12 protein-coding genes, 1 tRNA gene and 1 pseudogene are annotated in these 16,364 nt (G+C 63.1%); 2 read left to right on the plus strand and 12 right to left on the minus strand.

The annotated features are described in order from the left end of the window. Positions 1-2 precede the first annotated feature (2 nt). Positions 3-158 (minus strand): hypothetical protein, encoded by a 156-nt coding sequence (locus tag BVH73_RS15750; RefSeq protein WP_154048450.1) that lies wholly within the window; start codon positions 156-158, stop codon positions 3-5. Here BVH73_RS15750 and BVH73_RS16075 point away from each other — a divergent pair. After that, positions 111-379: pseudogene (locus tag BVH73_RS16075) on the plus strand (IS1380 family transposase); the annotation flags it as partial. The gene BVH73_RS15750 and the pseudogene BVH73_RS16075 overlap by 48 nt on opposite strands. A 73-nt stretch (positions 380-452) precedes the next feature. Here BVH73_RS16075 and BVH73_RS07690 read toward each other — a convergent pair. The 6 genes from BVH73_RS07690 to BVH73_RS07710 all read right to left on the minus strand — a co-directional run bounded on the left by BVH73_RS07690 (position 453) and on the right by BVH73_RS07710 (position 5,988). Next, complete coding sequence (locus BVH73_RS07690; RefSeq protein WP_425444139.1) at positions 453-1,403, minus strand: IS110 family RNA-guided transposase; 951 nt, start codon at positions 1,401-1,403, stop codon at positions 453-455. A 475-nt stretch (positions 1,404-1,878) separates the two neighbouring features. Continuing rightward, entirely contained in the window at positions 1,879-3,234 is a 1,356-nt protein-coding gene (locus BVH73_RS07695) for an IS1182 family transposase (RefSeq protein ID WP_031403876.1), read from the minus strand. 91 nt (positions 3,235-3,325) lie between these two features. Next, positions 3,326-3,484 (minus strand): hypothetical protein, encoded by a 159-nt coding sequence (locus BVH73_RS15755; RefSeq protein WP_154048451.1) that lies wholly within the window; start codon positions 3,482-3,484, stop codon positions 3,326-3,328. 60 nt (positions 3,485-3,544) lie between these two features. Further along, positions 3,545-4,513 carry an HD domain-containing protein gene (locus BVH73_RS07700; RefSeq protein WP_031407424.1) on the minus strand — a complete coding sequence of 323 codons (969 nt, stop codon included), beginning with the start codon at positions 4,511-4,513 and terminating at the stop codon, positions 3,545-3,547. Beyond that, the gene (locus BVH73_RS07705; protein ID WP_245800466.1) at positions 4,506-5,783 is read right to left on the minus strand and encodes a site-specific integrase; all 1,278 of its coding nucleotides are present in this window, start codon (positions 5,781-5,783) and stop codon (positions 4,506-4,508) included. Before BVH73_RS07705 ends, BVH73_RS07700 begins: the two co-directional genes overlap by 8 nt. Next, the gene (locus tag BVH73_RS07710) at positions 5,761-5,988 is read right to left on the minus strand and encodes a hypothetical protein (RefSeq protein WP_031407420.1); all 228 of its coding nucleotides are present in this window, start codon (positions 5,986-5,988) and stop codon (positions 5,761-5,763) included. Before BVH73_RS07710 ends, BVH73_RS07705 begins: the two co-directional genes overlap by 23 nt. A 124-nt stretch (positions 5,989-6,112) precedes the next feature. Between BVH73_RS07710 and BVH73_RS07715 the strand changes: the two genes are divergently transcribed. After that, positions 6,113-6,313, plus strand: coding sequence for a ribbon-helix-helix domain-containing protein (locus BVH73_RS07715; protein WP_079417550.1), 201 nt, complete (start codon positions 6,113-6,115; stop codon positions 6,311-6,313). A gap of 129 nt (positions 6,314-6,442) precedes the next feature. On the opposite strand, the gene BVH73_RS07720 is transcribed toward BVH73_RS07715, so the two are convergent. The 5 genes from BVH73_RS07720 to rplJ all read right to left on the minus strand — a co-directional run bounded on the left by BVH73_RS07720 (position 6,443) and on the right by rplJ (position 16,110). Next, a tRNA-Met gene (locus BVH73_RS07720) sits at positions 6,443-6,519 on the minus strand. 98 nt (positions 6,520-6,617) lie between these two features. Next, entirely contained in the window at positions 6,618-10,838 is a 4,221-nt protein-coding gene (rpoC, locus tag BVH73_RS07725; RefSeq protein ID WP_079417552.1) for a DNA-directed RNA polymerase subunit beta', read from the minus strand. A gap of 62 nt (positions 10,839-10,900) precedes the next feature. Beyond that, positions 10,901-15,004 carry a DNA-directed RNA polymerase subunit beta gene (rpoB, locus tag BVH73_RS07730; protein ID WP_079417554.1) on the minus strand — a complete coding sequence of 1,368 codons (4,104 nt, stop codon included), beginning with the start codon at positions 15,002-15,004 and terminating at the stop codon, positions 10,901-10,903. Between the two features lie 176 nt (positions 15,005-15,180). After that, positions 15,181-15,558, minus strand: coding sequence for a 50S ribosomal protein L7/L12 (rplL, locus tag BVH73_RS07735; protein ID WP_079417556.1), 378 nt, complete (start codon positions 15,556-15,558; stop codon positions 15,181-15,183). Positions 15,559-15,612: 54 nt separating this feature from the next. Beyond that, a complete protein-coding gene (gene rplJ, locus BVH73_RS07740) occupies positions 15,613-16,110 on the minus strand; it encodes a 50S ribosomal protein L10 (RefSeq protein ID WP_079417558.1) in 498 nt (165 codons plus the stop codon). Between the last annotated feature and the right edge of the window lie 254 nt (positions 16,111-16,364).

Here is a 16,364-nt window from a genome sequence, read left to right on the forward strand (position 1 = left end):
CCTTAAGGCGTCGCCACGGTCTGCGCCGCGACACCACCCCGCTGGCCGCTCTTGGGCTTGGCGCGAGCTGTGGTGTTGAGTTCGTTGAGATTGGCCGGGCAGTAGTTGGCCAGCGCGTCTACGGTCTGGCGCTGGGCTGGGAAAACCTGGGCGACCACGGTGCGCTGCCTCAGGGCGTGCCCACGCAGACCGCCGTGGGCGTGGACCGTGAAATTGCCAGCGCCCCTACCCAGTTCTGGCTCGAGAAATGGGCTGGCAAGGCTACATCCAGAGCCCGCCGAAGGAGTTGGTGCTGGACTTCGACGGCACCAACAACCCGCTGTACTGCCAGAACGAGCAGCGATTCTTCCACGGCTGCTACGACCGCTACTGCTACTTGCTGAACCGCCCCGGAGATGGCATGGTCCGCCCACCTACAGCGCGGCCGCTGAAGTGAGTAACCGTGTTGAAAGTCAAGCAGTGAAAGACTGATTGTGAGCGTTCAGATGGTCCCGGGTGATGGCGTTGAGGTGGGTGATCAGCTTGCGCATGCAGGCGATCAAGGCCACCTTCTTGAGCTTGCCTGCGGCCAGCAGACGCTCGTAGAAGGCGCGAATGGCGGGGTTGAATCGTGTGGCGGTGAGCGTGGCCATGTACAGGGCACGTCGCACCTCGAAGCGCCCGCCGGTGATGCGTCGTCGGCCTCGGCTGGACCCGGAGTCCTTGGCGTAGGGTGCCACGCCGACCAAGGCGCAGATCTGGCGGCGGTTGAGCCGCCCCAGTTCAGGCAGTTCAGCGATCAAGGTTGCGGCAGCGATGCGGCCGATCCCGGCCACGCTTTGCAACAGCTTGGCCATCACGGCGTGATGCTGTTCGACATGGCGGACCATTTCGGCATCGACGTCGTCGAGCTGGCGGGCAATCGCCTCGAGCAGGGCATCGATACTCGGGCGCGTCACCGGGCGGGCCAGGCGCAAGCGCTGGCGCTCGGACAACTGCATGGCCACGAGCTGACGCCTGCGGGTGACCAGGGCTGCGAGATCCTGCTGCTCGGGCTCGCTCAGCGGGCGCACGAAGCGCTCGCAGTCGGGGCGCTGGGCCAGCACGGCAGCGAACTCGGCCAGGGTGGCCGCGTCGATGCGATCGGTCTTGGCCAGGCGCTGCATCGCTCGGGCGAAGTCGCGTGCCATGCGCGGGTTGATCACCGCCACACGCAGACCCGCCGCCTGCAACGCGCACGCCAGCGCCGCCTCATAGCCACCGGTGGCTTCCATCAGCACCAGCCCCGGCTGCAGCTTCACCAGGGCGTCGGCCAGAGCGGAATGCCCCTCGGCATCGTTGCTGACATGAGCCAGCTCCGATGGCAAGACTGCTCCCAGGCAAGCCACATCGACATGCGCACTGGCAACGTCGATGCCCACCATCACGGATGATCCAGACATGGTCTTCATATCCCTTCCTTGTGCATGCGAGCAGGCGAAACGCCGCTCAACTAACCGTTCGGGCGTCAGGAAGACCAGCACGGGTTCCGTGCGCAATCGACTCAGCCACGAGCTGGCGAGCACGCTCGCCGACTCCAGGGCGTTTCAGGCTGCACGATCCGGTCCGGTCACCTCAACGGTGATTAGACTGCACCGCGCTGATCTGGTTTAAACATACAAGACCATCCATTCAGTGGGGGCCTCGCAGAAACGGCATCAGAGTACCAAAGTGGAAGCTCTAGGAGACCGTCGGACTTGAGCCCGAGGGGCGGGGGTGGCGGCGGTGAGCCGCGCGGTTTATGCGCGGCCAGGCACGCCGCCAGCGTCTTCATCACTTGCACAGGCTCCTGGGCGGCCCGTTGGGGCGCAGAGCAGGTCGTGCGGGGCGCGATCTGGGCGCACTTTCCCTCTTTGCTCGTCACCCGGCGCGCAGCACATGCATGCGCTTGATGTTCCAGGCCATGGTCACGAGGTTCCACTCGCCTCGCGCCTTGTGCAGCCCGCGCATGCTCATCTGACGCCAGCCCATGACGTGCTTGATGATGCCGAACACGGGCTCGACGGTCTGCTTGCGCAGTTTGTACAGCGCCCGGCCTGCCTGTGTGCACAGGCGGTGGGCCATGTTGGCGACCGGCTCCGCAGTTCGCGGCGCGTCGGGGTCGGGCCCAAACCGTTCGGCCAGGGGCACGTGATGCGACTCGCGCTTCATCGCCAGCAGCGGCTCGATTCCCGCCTGCACGCAGGCGAGCACGTTCGCCTGGCTGCAAAAACCGTTGTCGGCAACGAGGGTCTGCACGTTGCCAAGCGCCCCGGGCAACGCCGCAATCTGCTCGAGCGTGGACACCACTTCGCGCTTGTCATTGCAGGCCTGCGTGACGTGCGCGGTGACCACCATCATCGTCTCGATGTCCACGCCGGCCTGGGCGTTGTAGCTCTGCTCGAAGCCGCCGCCGGACACCGGCATGATGCGCGACTCCTCGTCCGTCAGGTTGACCTGGTCGCTGTCCTGGGGTCCGGCCTGGGGCGGCTCAGGGTCCCGCCCGCGCGGCTTCTTCCCGGCCTCGCGCTGGGCCCGGCGCTTGGCCTCTTTGGTCTCGAACTCCTGCTGCTCCGCTTTGAATCGTTCGGCGGCGCGTTGCGCAATCTTGGCCTTGGCCTGCGCGATGGCGCTCAGGCGGTCCTCGCGGCGCGCGATCTCGGCGGGCACATCCATGCCATCGGGCGCGCTGGAGCGATCATCCTTCTCCGCCCGCGCCAACAGGTCCTGGACTTCCTGGCGCAACTGCGCCTCGATCTTGTTGGCATGCCCCCACGACAGCGCCTTGTGCTTGCTCGCGCTGGCTCGGATCTTGGTGCCGTCCAGCGCAATGTGCCCGAGCTTGAGCAACTTCATCTCGCGCGCCAGCACCAGCACCTGCACGAACAGCGCCTCGATCTCCTTCAGAAAGCGCCGCCGGAACGCGGCCAGCGTATCGTGGTCCGGATGCGTATTGGCCGCCACAAAGCGGAACGCCACCGAGTCGTAGGTCGCGCGTTCGATCTTGCGGCTCGAATGCACCCCGTTGGCATACCCGTAGATCAGCAGTCCCAGCAGCACCGCAGGGTGATGCGCGGCCGAACCCCGGCCCGCGTACTGCTTGACCAAATCGTCCAGATCGAGCCGATCAATCACTTCGACAACAAAGCGCGCGAGGTGATCACTGGGCAACCACTCGTCCACCGACGGCGGCAGAAGGTAGGCCGTGTCTCGATCAACACAAACAAAGCGACTCATCGCGAGGAACTCCTCAATGGACTGTCGCCATTGTCTCGGATCGAACCATCAGGCGAAAGCCTGGAAAGTCCGACAGCCTCCTAGCAGCGGGCTAGTTACGCCCGCGCCCGAACAGGCGCAGGAAGGCATGCCAATCGTGCAAGGCCGTGGCCCAGATCTCACGCCAGATCGTTTGGCGAGCATCGCGACCCACCAGCGCCAGGATCGCAGCCATCACCAACAGGAAAACGACGATCAACGTCCAATGCATAGGCCCTCCGATTGCCGGAAAGAGGAAAAAAGGGAAAGAGGCGCAGCCTGAGACCATGGGTCAAGACATTTCAGCAGCGGCCTGGGTGGCCGCTACCCGAAACGGCTGCCGTCCCAGATGACGGTGATAGTGCCCCCAGCCTCCTGCATCAGGCAGGCAGCGCTGCATCAGATCGTCCGTGCCCGAGAGGCGATCGGCCAAAGACAGGATTTCCGCCTCCGGCGTCTGCGGCTCGCGCAACCCCATCCATCTGGGGGCATGGGCCACGGCACTCAGGTTGTGCAGCAACACCTGCGCATGGCCGTGAGGCAGTCGAATCGCCCAGCGGGCCATGGCCGCCGCAATCCACTCGATGGCCGTGACCCGGTGGCCGAGCAGCCGCCCACGATCGGACAGCCCCCAGCTCCCATCAGGCTTGAGCCGGTATTCCACCGCTTTGCCACAATCATGTAGCAACGCCGACAGCACCGCGAGGTCGCGGTGCACATACAGGCGCTCAGCACACAGCGCGCGTACCTGCTCGGCGACTTCCACCGTGTGCCGCAAATTGCCGCTCGTGCCGTTGTGGTGACCATGCATGGAGGACGGCCCAGTACAGAAACCCCAAAATCGATTCTCCTCCCAGAGTACGGCATGGAACAAGCGTTGGTACGACGCCGGCAATTCGGCAATCAGGGCAGCCGCACGCTGGACCAGGCTGCGTTCGCGCACCCAGCCAGGGGGAACGGTGTCAAAAAGGGACAGCGTCGCGACAGGTCGATCCAGGATGGCTAGCCGCGCAATGCGCAGGCAACCATCGAGGCTGCTGGCAGGCCCTGTCCAGCGGGGACCCACGAGCAGGCCGGCTTGCAGCCGCGCATCAACCGTGCGTGCCGTCCAACGCACCTTGAGTTGGGCGCGCTCGTGAAACAGATGTGCGGTGAGCGTGGCCTCCCCACGATTGTCAACGCGGGTCTGCAGGCTGGTGAGGCGGAAGATCTGCGGCAGCATGGACAGACCCAGAGGGTGGGGCAGTGTGGAATCAGACATGGTCGGCCTCCTCGGTATTGGGGTTTGGCTGTGTGGCGGGGTGCGTCCCGAGCGTTGAAGCCAGCAGCCGCTCGAAGGCCGAGCCATCGCGCCGGGTGAGGTTGGGCACATAGCGGCTGTAGACCTTGAACAGCATTTCGGTCGAGGTATGTCCCATCTGCCGGGCGATCCATTCCGGGTTCTCGCCGGCCGCTAGCCACAGCGTGGCCGCCGTATGCCGTGATTGGTACGGTCGCCTGGGATCCAAGCCAAGAAAGCGCAGGATTGGATACCAGACCCGCTTGGTCACGTTGTTGTGGTCGAGTGGCTGGCCTTCGCTATTGCAGAAGACCCAGAGCTTGAGCGGCCCCGTGCGCTGAAATTGCCGCTGCAGGGCGTCGAACACCACTTGGCTCATCTGCACCTCGCGGTTGGACTCAATCGTTTTGGTGGCTTCGTCGGGTTCACCGGCCACGATGGTCTCGCGCACCAGGATCAGCCGGCGGGAAAAGTCCACGTACTTCCACTTCAGTCCGTCGATCTCGCCAGTGCGCAGCCCTGTGAAAAAACGCACGGTGTAGTAGTCGCGGAAGTCCTCGCGCACGCTCTGGATAAGCGAGCGCACTTCCTCCAGGGTGAAGGGCTGCACATCGCTCTTGCCGATCTTCAGGGGTTTGATGTTGTAGTAGGGCGACGTAAACTTATAACGGTCGGAGGCTTCGTTCAGGATGGCGTGCATCACATTCATGATGGCGTTGATCCGGCGTGGTGAGAGGGTTTGCTTGGTTCGGCCGGGTACTTTGGCGAGTTTCGACCGAAAGGCAAGAAGTTCTTCGCGCGAGAGGCTTCCGACCTCCCGCTCCTGAAAAGGCGGAGCAAGGTGCACGGCGACGATGTCGGCCACCGTGCGCTGATAGGAGCGGCGCCATTGCACGGCATTTTCCTGCATCCATTGCTGGGCGAAATCGGCAAACGTGGGGGTGGGTGCGTGGCGTGCTGCGACCGGCTCCACAGAGGCCAAAGCGCGGGCCACTCCTGCTGCCAGCGAAGCCGGAGGCTTGGGTGTTGCCGTCAATGCCCGGCTATTGGGGAAATAGGCCGCGTATTCGAAGCGGCCGAGTTGGATGTCGCGCTCGATGCGTTCGAGTAGGCGCTCGAGCTTCTTGCGGTTGTTGGCCGTGTCGTCGAGAACGGTGTATTCCCTGCACCGACCTCCGTGATAGCGGAAGTCGAGAAAAAGCTTCCCGGTCGCCTGTAGCTTTCGGATGCTACCCATGGCACACACCGCCATTTGCCATCGGGATTTCGAGGGTCGAATTCGATCGCATGTCGCTTTCGATTCGCTCCCAGATGTAAAGGATCTTGCGCCCGCCAAATGGACGGATGTAATGGGTCCCCTCCAGAAGTACAGCATCTTTCAGGCGCTCGCGAATCGTTCGGGCGTCATACTTGATACGCCCTGAGAGTTCGTCCGTTGTTAAATAAGTCAAGCTCATGGTGATCCTCCTGTCTTTACATCGCGAAGTGCGAATGACTACAGTGTAGACAAGTAGCGTGGCATGTCAATGTCTTTTGTGTAGACGCTGTTATGCTTTCGCCACACTTGTGAGAAGAGATCAAATGGACAGACTGCAGATCAATGTGCGATTGCCTCCGGACCTGATGGAGCTGTTGGACAAGAAACGTATTGATCTGCTGCCGGAGATGGGAAAAATCCCGTCGCGCTCGGATGTCGTGCGGCTCGCCTTGGAGGCCTACCTAGAAGCATCAGCTCCTGCGGCTGATGGGCCAAAGCCTTCGGCGAAGCGAAGGTCATCTTGATCGGTTGATCGAACAAGCAGTGGGCTAGAGTCGGGCCAAGTTTGGGCCAACGATGGGCCATGGCCCAAAAAGCAGCGGGCAACAAAAAAGCCAAGCACCGCTAAGTGCTTGGCTTTATTCAAGAAATCTTGGTTGCGGGGGCAAGATTTGAACTTGCGACCTTCGGGTTATGAGCCCGACGAGCTACCGAGCTGCTCCACCCCGCGTCGGAAGCTGTAAATCATACTGCAAACGTGGCTGCCATGCAAGGCACCCAACTCTCGAAGCCGTGTCCTGGCCACGCGAGTTGGGTGAGATGCTGGCCTCAAGCCTCGTCTGACGCGCCGTCGGACTCGGCCGAGTGCAGGGTGCTGTCTTCGAGCGCCTGCAGTTCGGCTGCGGCCTGGGCGGCACGATCGGCCTGGTCCATCGCATCCTTGGCCTTGCGCGCCTGGTGGAAGGCCAGACCGGTGCCTGCGGGGATGAGACGGCCAACGATGACGTTCTCTTTCAGGCCACGCAACTCGTCGCGCTTGCCCATGATGGCGGCTTCGGTCAGCACGCGCGTGGTTTCCTGGAAGGACGCGGCGGAGATGAAGCTGTCGGTGGACAAGCTGGCCTTGGTGATACCCAGCAGCAGGTTGTTGAAGGTCGCCGGCAGTTTGCCGTCGTGGAGAAGCTGATCGTTCGTCGCCAGAACCTGCGAACGTTCGACCTGCTCACCCGCGATGTAGTCGCTGTCGCCCGGGTCTTTGATTTCAACGCGGCGCAGCATCTGGCGCACGATCACCTCGATGTGCTTGTCGTTGATCTTCACGCCCTGCAGACGGTAGACGTCCTGCACTTCATCGACGATGTAGCGCGCCAGGGCTTCCACGCCCAGCAGGCGCAGGATGTCCTGCGGCTCGGCCGGGCCGTCGACGATGAGCTCACCTTTGTTGACCACTTGGCCTTCGTGCACCAGCACGTTCTTTTCCTTCGGGATGAGGAACTCGCTGGAGTTGCCGTCGAGGTCGGTGATGACCAGACGGACCTTGCCTTTGGTTTCCTTGCCGAAGGAGACGGTGCCGGTGGTCTCGGCCAGCATGCCGGCATCCTTGGGTGAACGGGCTTCGAACAGCTCGGCCACGCGAGGCAGACCCCCCGTGATGTCGCGGGTCTTCTGGCCTTCCATCGGGATACGCGCCAGCACCTCGCCGGGGCCCACGTCCTGGCCGTCGCGCACCTGGATCAGCGCACCCACGGTGAAGCCGATGGTCACGGCGTGATCGGTGCCTGGAATCTTGACCTCGTGGCCTTGCTCGTTGAGCAGCTTGACCTGCGGACGCACCACCTTGGCAGAGCCGCGGCGTTTCGGGTCGATCACGACGAGGGTGGACAGGCCGGTGACTTCGTCGACCTGCTTGGCCACGGTAACGCCTTCTTCGACGTTCTCGAACTTGATCTGGCCGGCGTACTCGGTGATGATGGGGCGGGTCAGCGGATCCCAGTTGGCCACCAAGGTGCCGGCCTTGATGACCATGCCGTCCTTGACGAACAGGGTCGCGCCATAGGGCACCTTGTGGCGCTCGCGCTCGCGGCCGTGGTCGTCGGTGACCAGCACTTCGCCGGAGCGGGTGATGACCACCTGCTCGCCCTTGGTGTTGGTGACATAGCGCATGGTGGCGGTGAAGCGCACGGTACCGGCGCTCTTGGCCTCCACGCTGGACACGACGGCCGCACGCGACGCCGCACCACCGATGTGGAAGGTGCGCATGGTCAGCTGGGTGCCGGGTTCGCCGATGGACTGCGCGGCGATCACGCCGACCGCTTCGCCGTTGGTGACCAGCGTGCCGCGGCCGAGATCGCGGCCGTAGCACTTGGCGCAGATGCCGTAGCGGGTTTCGCAGGTCAGCGCGGTGCGCACCTTGATCTCGTCGATGCCCGCGGCCTCGACCAGGTCGAGCATGTCCTCGTCGAGCATCTCGCCCGCGGGCACGATGACGTCCTGCGTTTCGGGATTGACGACGTCCACCGCCGCGACGCGGCCGAGCACGCGGTCGCGCAGCGATTCGATGACTTCACCGCCTTCGACGAGGGCGCGCATATTCGTGCCATTGGCCGTGCCGCAGTCGTTCTCGGTGACGACCAGATCCTGGGTCACGTCCACCAGACGGCGGGTCAGGTAGCCGGAGTTCGCGGTCTTCAGCGCCGTGTCGGCCAGACCCTTACGGGCGCCGTGCGTGGAGATGAAGTACTGCAGCACGTTCAGACCTTCACGGAAGTTGGCCGTGATGGGGGTCTCGATGATGGAGCCGTCAGGCTTGGCCATCAGGCCACGCATGCCGGCCAGCTGGCGGATCTGGGCTGCGGAACCGCGGGCCCCCGAGTCGGCCATCATGTAGATCGAGTTGAACGATTCCTGACGGACGTCCTTGCCGTGACGGTCTTTGACCGTCTGGTTGGAGAGGTGGCTCATCAGCGCCTTGCCGACTTCGTCGCCGGCGCGGCCCCAGATGTCCACGACCTTGTTGTAGCGCTCGCCTTGCGTCACCAGGCCGGAGGAGTACTGCTGCTCGATCTCCTTGACTTCCTTCTCGGCACGGGCGATGACCTTGTACTTCTCTTCCGGGATCAGCATGTCGTCGATGCTGATCGAGATGCCGGCCTTGGTCGCCAGCGAGAAGCCCGACTGCAGCAGCTTGTCGGCGAAGATCGCGGTTTCGCGCAGCCCGCAGCGGCGGAACGAGGCATTGATCAGGCGCGAGATTTCCTTCTTCTTCAGCGCCTTGTTCATGATGCTGAACGGCAGGCCCTTGGGCAGAATCTCGGACAGCAGTGCGCGGCCGACGGTGGTTTCCACCACGGCGGTCTTGGGCGTGAAGCTGCCCGTGGCCTTGTCCTTCTCGTACTCGGTCAGGCGAACGCTGATGCGGCTGGTGATTTCGACCTGTTTGGCGTCGAGGGCGCGATGCACTTCGGACACGTCGGCAAACACGATGCCTTCGCCGCGACCGTTGATGCGCTCACGGGTGGCGTAGTACAGGCCCAGCACCATATCCTGCGACGGCACGATGGAGGGTTCGCCGTTGGCCGGGAACAGGATGTTGTTCGAAGCCAGCATGAGGGCGCGGGCTTCCACCTGCGCCTCGAGCGACAGCGGCACGTGCACGGCCATCTGGTCGCCGTCGAAGTCGGCGTTGAACGCGGCGCAGACCAGCGGGTGAAGCTGGATGGCCTTGCCTTCGATCAGCATCGGCTCGAAGGCCTGAATGCCCAGGCGGTGCAGCGTGGGCGCGCGATTGAGCATCACGGGATGCTCGCGGATCACGTCTTCGAGAATGTCCCAGACGATGGGGGTCTGCGATTCAACTTCCTTCTTGGCCGCCTTGATGGTGGTGGCCACGCCCATGGTTTCGAGCTTGTGGAAGATGAAGGGCTTGAACAGCTCCAGGGCCATCAGCTTGGGCAGGCCGCACTGATGCAGCTTGAGCGTCGGGCCCACGGTGATGACCGAACGGCCCGAGTAGTCGACACGCTTGCCCAACAGATTCTGGCGGAAGCGGCCGCTCTTGCCCTTGATCATGTCGGCGAGCGACTTCAGCGGGCGCTTGTTCTGGCCCACCATCGCCTTGCCGCGACGGCCGTTGTCCATCAGCGAATCCACCGCTTCCTGCAACATGCGCTTTTCGTTGCGCACGATGATTTCAGGCGCGGACAGCTCCAGCAGACGGCGCAGGCGGTTGTTGCGGTTGATGACGCGACGGTACAGATCGTTCAGGTCGGAGGTCGCGAAGCGGCCGCCGTCCAGGGGAACGAGCGGACGCAGATCCGGCGGCAGCACGGGCAGCACCGTCATGACCATCCACTCGGGCTTGGTGCCGGAGTCTTTGAACGCCTGCATCACCTTGAGGCGCTTGACGTTCTTCTTGACCTTGGTGTCGGAGCCGGTCATGTCGCCGCGCAGCTTCTCGATCTCCAGGTCGAGATCCATGTTGTGCAGCAGGGCATGCACGCCTTCAGCGCCCATGAAAGCCACGAACTCTTCGCCAAACTCGGTGCGCTTGGCGGCGAACTCGTCTTCGGAAAGCACCTGGCCGACCTTGAGCGGTGTCATGCCGGGGTCGGTGACCACGTAGGCCTCGAAATACAGCACGCGCTCGATGTCGCGCAACGCCATGTCGAGCACGATGCCCAGACGGGATGGCAGGCTCTTGAGGAACCAGATGTGCGCCACCGGGCTGGCCATGTCGATATGACCCATGCGCTCGCGGCGCACCTTGCTCTGGGTGACTTCGACGCCGCACTTCTCGCAGATCACGCCGCGGTGCTTCAGGCGCTTGTACTTGCCGCACAGGCACTCGTAGTCTTTGATCGGGCCGAAGATCTTGGCGCAGAACAGGCCGTCGCGCTCGGGCTTGAACGTGCGGTAGTTGATGGTCTCGGGCTTTTTCACCTCACCGAACGACCAGGAACGGATTTTCTCCGGCGACGCCAGGCCGATGCGAATGGCGTCGAAATGCTCATCCTGATGAAACTGCTTGAACAGGTCGAGTAGCGCTTTCATGCTTTCACTCCTTCAGATGCGAAATCCGGCGCGCGCAGCACGCGCCGGACACGGCACAAATCTCAATTGCGTTCGAGTTCGATGTCCAGACCCAGGGAACGGATTTCCTTGATCAGCACGTTGAACGACTCGGGCATCCCGGCCTCGATGATGTGATCGCCCTTGACGATGCTCTCGTACATCTTGGTGCGGCCTTGCGTATCGTCGGACTTGACGGTGAGCATCTCCTGCAGCACGTAAGACGCGCCGTAGGCCTCGAGCGCCCAGACTTCCATCTCCCCGAAACGCTGGCCACCAAACTGCGCCTTGCCGCCCAGCGGCTGCTGGGTGACGAGCGAGTACGGGCCGGTGGAGCGGGCGTGCATCTTGTCGTCGACCAGGTGATGCAGCTTGAGCATGTGCATGATGCCCACGGTCACCGGGCGCTCGAACAGTTCGCCGGTGCGGCCGTCGGTGAGCATGACCTGCTTCTTCGCCGCGGTGAGCTGCAGCTTCTCGGCGATGCCGTCGGGATAGGCGAGGTCGAGCATCTGACCGATTTCGGCCTCGCTGGCGCCGTCGAACACCGGGCTGGCGATCGGCAGGCCGGCCTTGAGGTTGTGGGCCAGTTCCAGCACCTCGGCATCGCTGAGCTTGTCGAGTGCTTCCTGTTTGCCGCTGAAGTTGTACAGCGTGCCCAGGAATTTGCGCAGCTCGGTCGCCTTGGCGTGCGACTGCAACATGTCGTTGACGCGCTTGCCGATGCCGATCGAGGCCCAGCCCAGGTGGGTTTCGAGAATCTGGCCGATGTTCATCCGCGAGGGCACGCCCAGCGGATTGAGCACGATGTCCACGGTGGTGCCATCGGGCATGTGCGGCATGTCCTCGACCGGAACGATCTTGGAGACCACGCCCTTGTTGCCGTGACGGCCGGCCATCTTGTCGCCAGGCTGCAGGCGGCGCTTGACGGCCAGGTAGACCTTGACCATCTTGAGCACACCGGTGGGCAGCTCATCGCCCTGGGTGAGCTTGCGGCGCTTTTCTTCAAACATCAGGTCGAACTCGTGGCGACGCTTCTCCAGCGAATCCTTGAGCTGTTCCATCTGCTGCGCCAGAGCCTCGTCGGCCGGGCGGATGTCGAACCAGTTGTAGCGGTCGGTCTCACCCAGATAGTCTGCGGTGATGGCCGCACCCTTGGAGAGCTTGTTCGGCCCGCCGTTGGCGGTCTTGCCCGTGAGCAGCTTGCCCAGACGATCGAAGGTGTCGGCCTCGACGATACGCATCTGGTCGTTCAGGTCCAGACGGTAACGCTTGAGCTCATCGTCGATGATCTGCTGGGCGCGTTTGTCGCGCGGAATGCCTTCGCGCGTGAAGACCTGCACGTCGATGACGGTGCCGTACATGCCCGAGGGCACGCGCAGCGAAGTGTCCTTCACGTCGGAAGCCTTCTCGCCGAAGATGGCGCGCAGCAGCTTCTCTTCAGGCGTGAGCTGGGTCTCGCCCTTGGGCGTGACCTTGCCGACGAGCACGTCGCCCGCCTCCACTTCGGCTCCCACATAGATGATGCCCGACTCGTCCAGCCGCGCGAGCTGATGCTCGGACAGGTTGGGAATGTCGCGGGTGATTTCTTCGGAGCCCAGCTTGGTATCGCGGGCCGGCACGTTCAGCTCTTCGATGTGGATCGAGGTGAAGCGATCTTCGGCCACCACGCGCTCGGACAGCAGGATCGAGTCTTCGTAGTTGTAGCCGTTCCAGGGCATGAAGGCCACCAGCATGTTCTGGCCGAGAGCCAGCTCGCCGATGTCGGTCGAGGCACCATCGGCCACCACATCGCCCTTGGCGAGCCTGTCGCCGCGCTTGACCAGCGGGCGCTGATGGATGTTGGTGTTCTGGTTGGAACGCTGATACTTGATGAGGTTGTAGATGTCCACGCCGACTTCGCCGGCCTGGGTTTCCTCGTCGTTGACGCGCACCACGATACGGGCGCTGTCCACGTAGTCCACCACGCCGCCGCGCAAGGCGGTGACCACGGTGCCCGAGTCGACCGCGGTCACGCGCTCGACGCCGGTACCCACCAGCGGCTTTTCAGGGCGCAGCACGGGCACGGCCTGGCGCTGCATGTTGGCGCCCATCAGCGCGCGGTTGGCATCGTCGTGCTCCAGGAAGGGCACGAGCGAGGCCGCGGCCGACACGATCTGGCTGGGCGACACGTCCATGTACTGCACGCGCTCGGGCGACACCAGGATGGATTCGCCGGTTTCGCGGGCCGACACCAACTCGTCGTTGAGCAGGCCGTTCTCGTCCATGCCGGCGTTGGCCTGGGCGATCACGTACTTGCCTTCCTCGATGGCCGAGAGGTAATCGATCTGGTCGGTGACCTTGCGGTCGATCACGCGGCGATAGGGCGTCTCGATGAAGCCGTACTCGTTCAGGCGCGCAAACAGGGCCAGAGAGTTGATCAGGCCGATGTTCGGGCCTTCAGGCGTTTCGATCGGGCACACGCGGCCGTAGTGCGTCGGATGCACGTCGCGCACCTCGAAGCCGGCACGCTCGCGGGTCAGACCGCCCGGGCCCAGGGCCGAGACGCGGCGCTTGTGCGTGATTTCCGACAGCGGGTTGGTCTGGTCCATGAACTGCGACAGCTGGCTGGAGCCGAAGAACTCCTTGATCGCCGCCGAGATGGGCTTGGAATTGATGAAGTCGTGCGGCATCAGGTTTTCGGTCTCGGCCTGGCCCAGACGCTCCTTGACCGCGCGCTCGATGCGCGAAAGCCCGGCGCGGAACTGGTTCTCGGCCAGCTCGCCCACGCAGCGCACCCTGCGGTTGCCGAGGTGGTCGATGTCATCGACTTCGCCGCGGCCGTTGCGCAGTTCGACCAGCAGCTTGATGACCGCCATGATGTCTTCATGCGACAGCACCATCTCGCCTTCGATCTCCTCGCGACCGAGCCGGCGATTGAACTTCATGCGGCCCACGCGCGACAGGTCGTAGGCATCGGCATCGAAGAACAGGCGGTTGAACAGAGCCTCCACCGCGTCTTCGGTCGGCGGCTCGCCGGGCCGCATCATGCGGTAGATCGCCACCTTGGCGCCGAGCTGATCGGCCACCTCATCGATGCGCAGGGTCTGCGAGATGAAGGCGCCCTGATCGAGGTCGTTGACGTAGAGCGTCTGGATTTGCTGGATACCCGCCTCGCGGATCTTCTTCAGCAGCGGCTCGGTCAGCTCGTCGTTGGCGCGAGCCACGATCTCGCCGGTGTCCTGCGACACCAGATTGCGGGCCAGCACCTTGCCCAGCAGGAAATCCTCAGGCACCGACAAACGCTGCGTGCCGCTGGTTTCGAGGTCGCGCAAGTGGCGGGTGTTGATGCGCTTGTCCTTGGCCACGACGACCTTGCCGTTCTGGTCGATCAGGTCGAAGCGCGCCACCTCGCCCTTGAAGTGGTCGGGCACGAATTCGAGCAGGGCGCCGTCGTCCATCAACTGCATGTGGTCGAAGGCGAAGAAGTGCGCCAGGATCTGCTCGGGATTCAGTCCCAGGGCCTTGAGCAGAATGGTGACCGGCATCTTGCGGCGACGGTCGACACGGAAATACAGGATGTCCTTGGCGTCGAATTCGAAGTCGAGCCACGAGCCGCGGTAAGGAATGATGCGGGCGCTGAACAGCAGTTTGCCCGAGCTGTGGGTCTTGCCCTTGTCGTGCTCGAAAAACACGCCGGGAGAACGGTGCAGCTGGCTCACGATGACGCGCTCGGTGCCGTTGATGATGAAGGAACCCTTGTCGGTCATGAGCGGAATCTCGCCCATATAGACCTCCTGCTCCTTCACCTCCTTGACCGTGGGTTTGGCCGCTTCGCGGTCCATCACGATCAGGCGCACCTTGGCCCGCAGCGCCGACGCGAAGGTCAGGCCGCGCTGCTGGCATTCGCGGACGTCGAAGACGGGACGCGCCAGGGTGTAGCCGTTGTATTCCATGCGCACGTTCTGGTTGTGCGACACGATGGGGAAAATGGCGCGGAACGCCGCTTCCAGTCCTTCGTCCTTGCGCTGCGCCAAGGGAAGGTCTTTCTGCAGAAAGGCCTCGTAGGAGTTGATCTGCGTAGCCAGCAGATAGGGAACATCCAGAACACTTTGGCGGCTGCCAAAACTTTTCCGAATGCGCTTTTTCTCAGTGAACGAGTAGGACATGGATACGCTCCGCTCCACAGGGACAAAATCAGTTATCGCATACCCCGGGAACACCCCAGACCATGCGATAACTGCTCACGCAGTGACAACCTAAACACCTCGCCGGTTTGAACCGACAGAAGGCGCGAAAGCCCGGAAGGCCAATCGACCTTCCGGGCCCACGCCATAACCGAGGCTTACTTGATTTCGGCCTTGGCGCCAGCTTCTTCGAGCTTCTTCTTGGCAGCTTCGGCGTCCGCCTTGGCGATGCCTTCCTTGACGGCCTTGGGCGCACCATCCACCAGGTCCTTGGCTTCCTTCAGGCCCAGACCCGTCAGTTCGCGCACGGCCTTGATCACGCTGACCTTGTTGGCGCCGGTTTCGAGCAGCATCACGTTGAATTCGGTCTGCTCTTCAGCCGGGGCAGCAGCACCGCCGCCCGCGCCAGGAGCGGCCACGGCCATGGCGGCAGCGGACACGCCGAACTTCTCTTCGAACGCCTTGACCAGGTCGTTGAGTTCCAGAACGGTCATGCCACCGACGGCGTCGAGGATGTCTTGTTGGTTCATTGCCATTTGTTGACTCCGAGATAAATGTTTGAAAAGAGAATGTTGAAAGCTTCAGCCAGATCAGGCTGCTTCGGTTTCGCGCTTTTTCGCCAGCTGACCCAGCGCCACGGCAAAGCCGGACACAGGGGCCTGCATGACACCCAGCAGGCGCGCCAGCAAAACTTCGCGTGACGGAATGCTGGCAAGGGTCTTGACCCCGGCAGCGTCCAGCGCCTTGCCGTTGACGACACCCGAGCGGATGACCAGCTTGTCGTTGGTTTTTGCAAAGTCGTTGATGACCCGCGCGGCGGCCACTGCGTCTTCGGAAAAACCGTAGATCAGCGGACCGGCCATTTCACCGGCAAGAACCTCGCACGGGGTACCCGTGACGGCGCGCCGGGCCAGCGTGTTCTTGAACACCTGGAGATGCACCCCGTTTTCGCGAGCCTGCTTGCGCAGCTTGGTCATCTGCTCGACTGCAATGCCGCGGTACTCGGCCAGAACCAGGGATTGCGCCTTGGCTGCCAGCGCCGAGATTTCCTCGACTGAAGCTTGCTTTTCAGAGCGGTTGAGACTCAAGATTGACTCCTGAAGATATTGCCTTGAACCCTGCGGTTCGCGGCGCCTAAACAAGCGTCCTCTGGAGTGACCACAGGCAAGACTCGCATCTCGCCCATTCTCTCGTCCAGCGGGTTCGCCATCTGCGCAGACCCGACACCCAAGGCTGATGTCGAATTAAGCGAGACCATGGCCTCGCGCCTGCGGTCTTGGATCGCCCGAGGCGGCAGAACATCACCGCATCGGCCCACCAATTCCTGCACAGCCCCGCCCGA

The organism is Thiomonas intermedia (genome assembly GCF_002028405.1).
Taxonomy (GTDB): Bacteria; Pseudomonadota; Gammaproteobacteria; order Burkholderiales; family Burkholderiaceae_C; genus Thiomonas; species Thiomonas intermedia.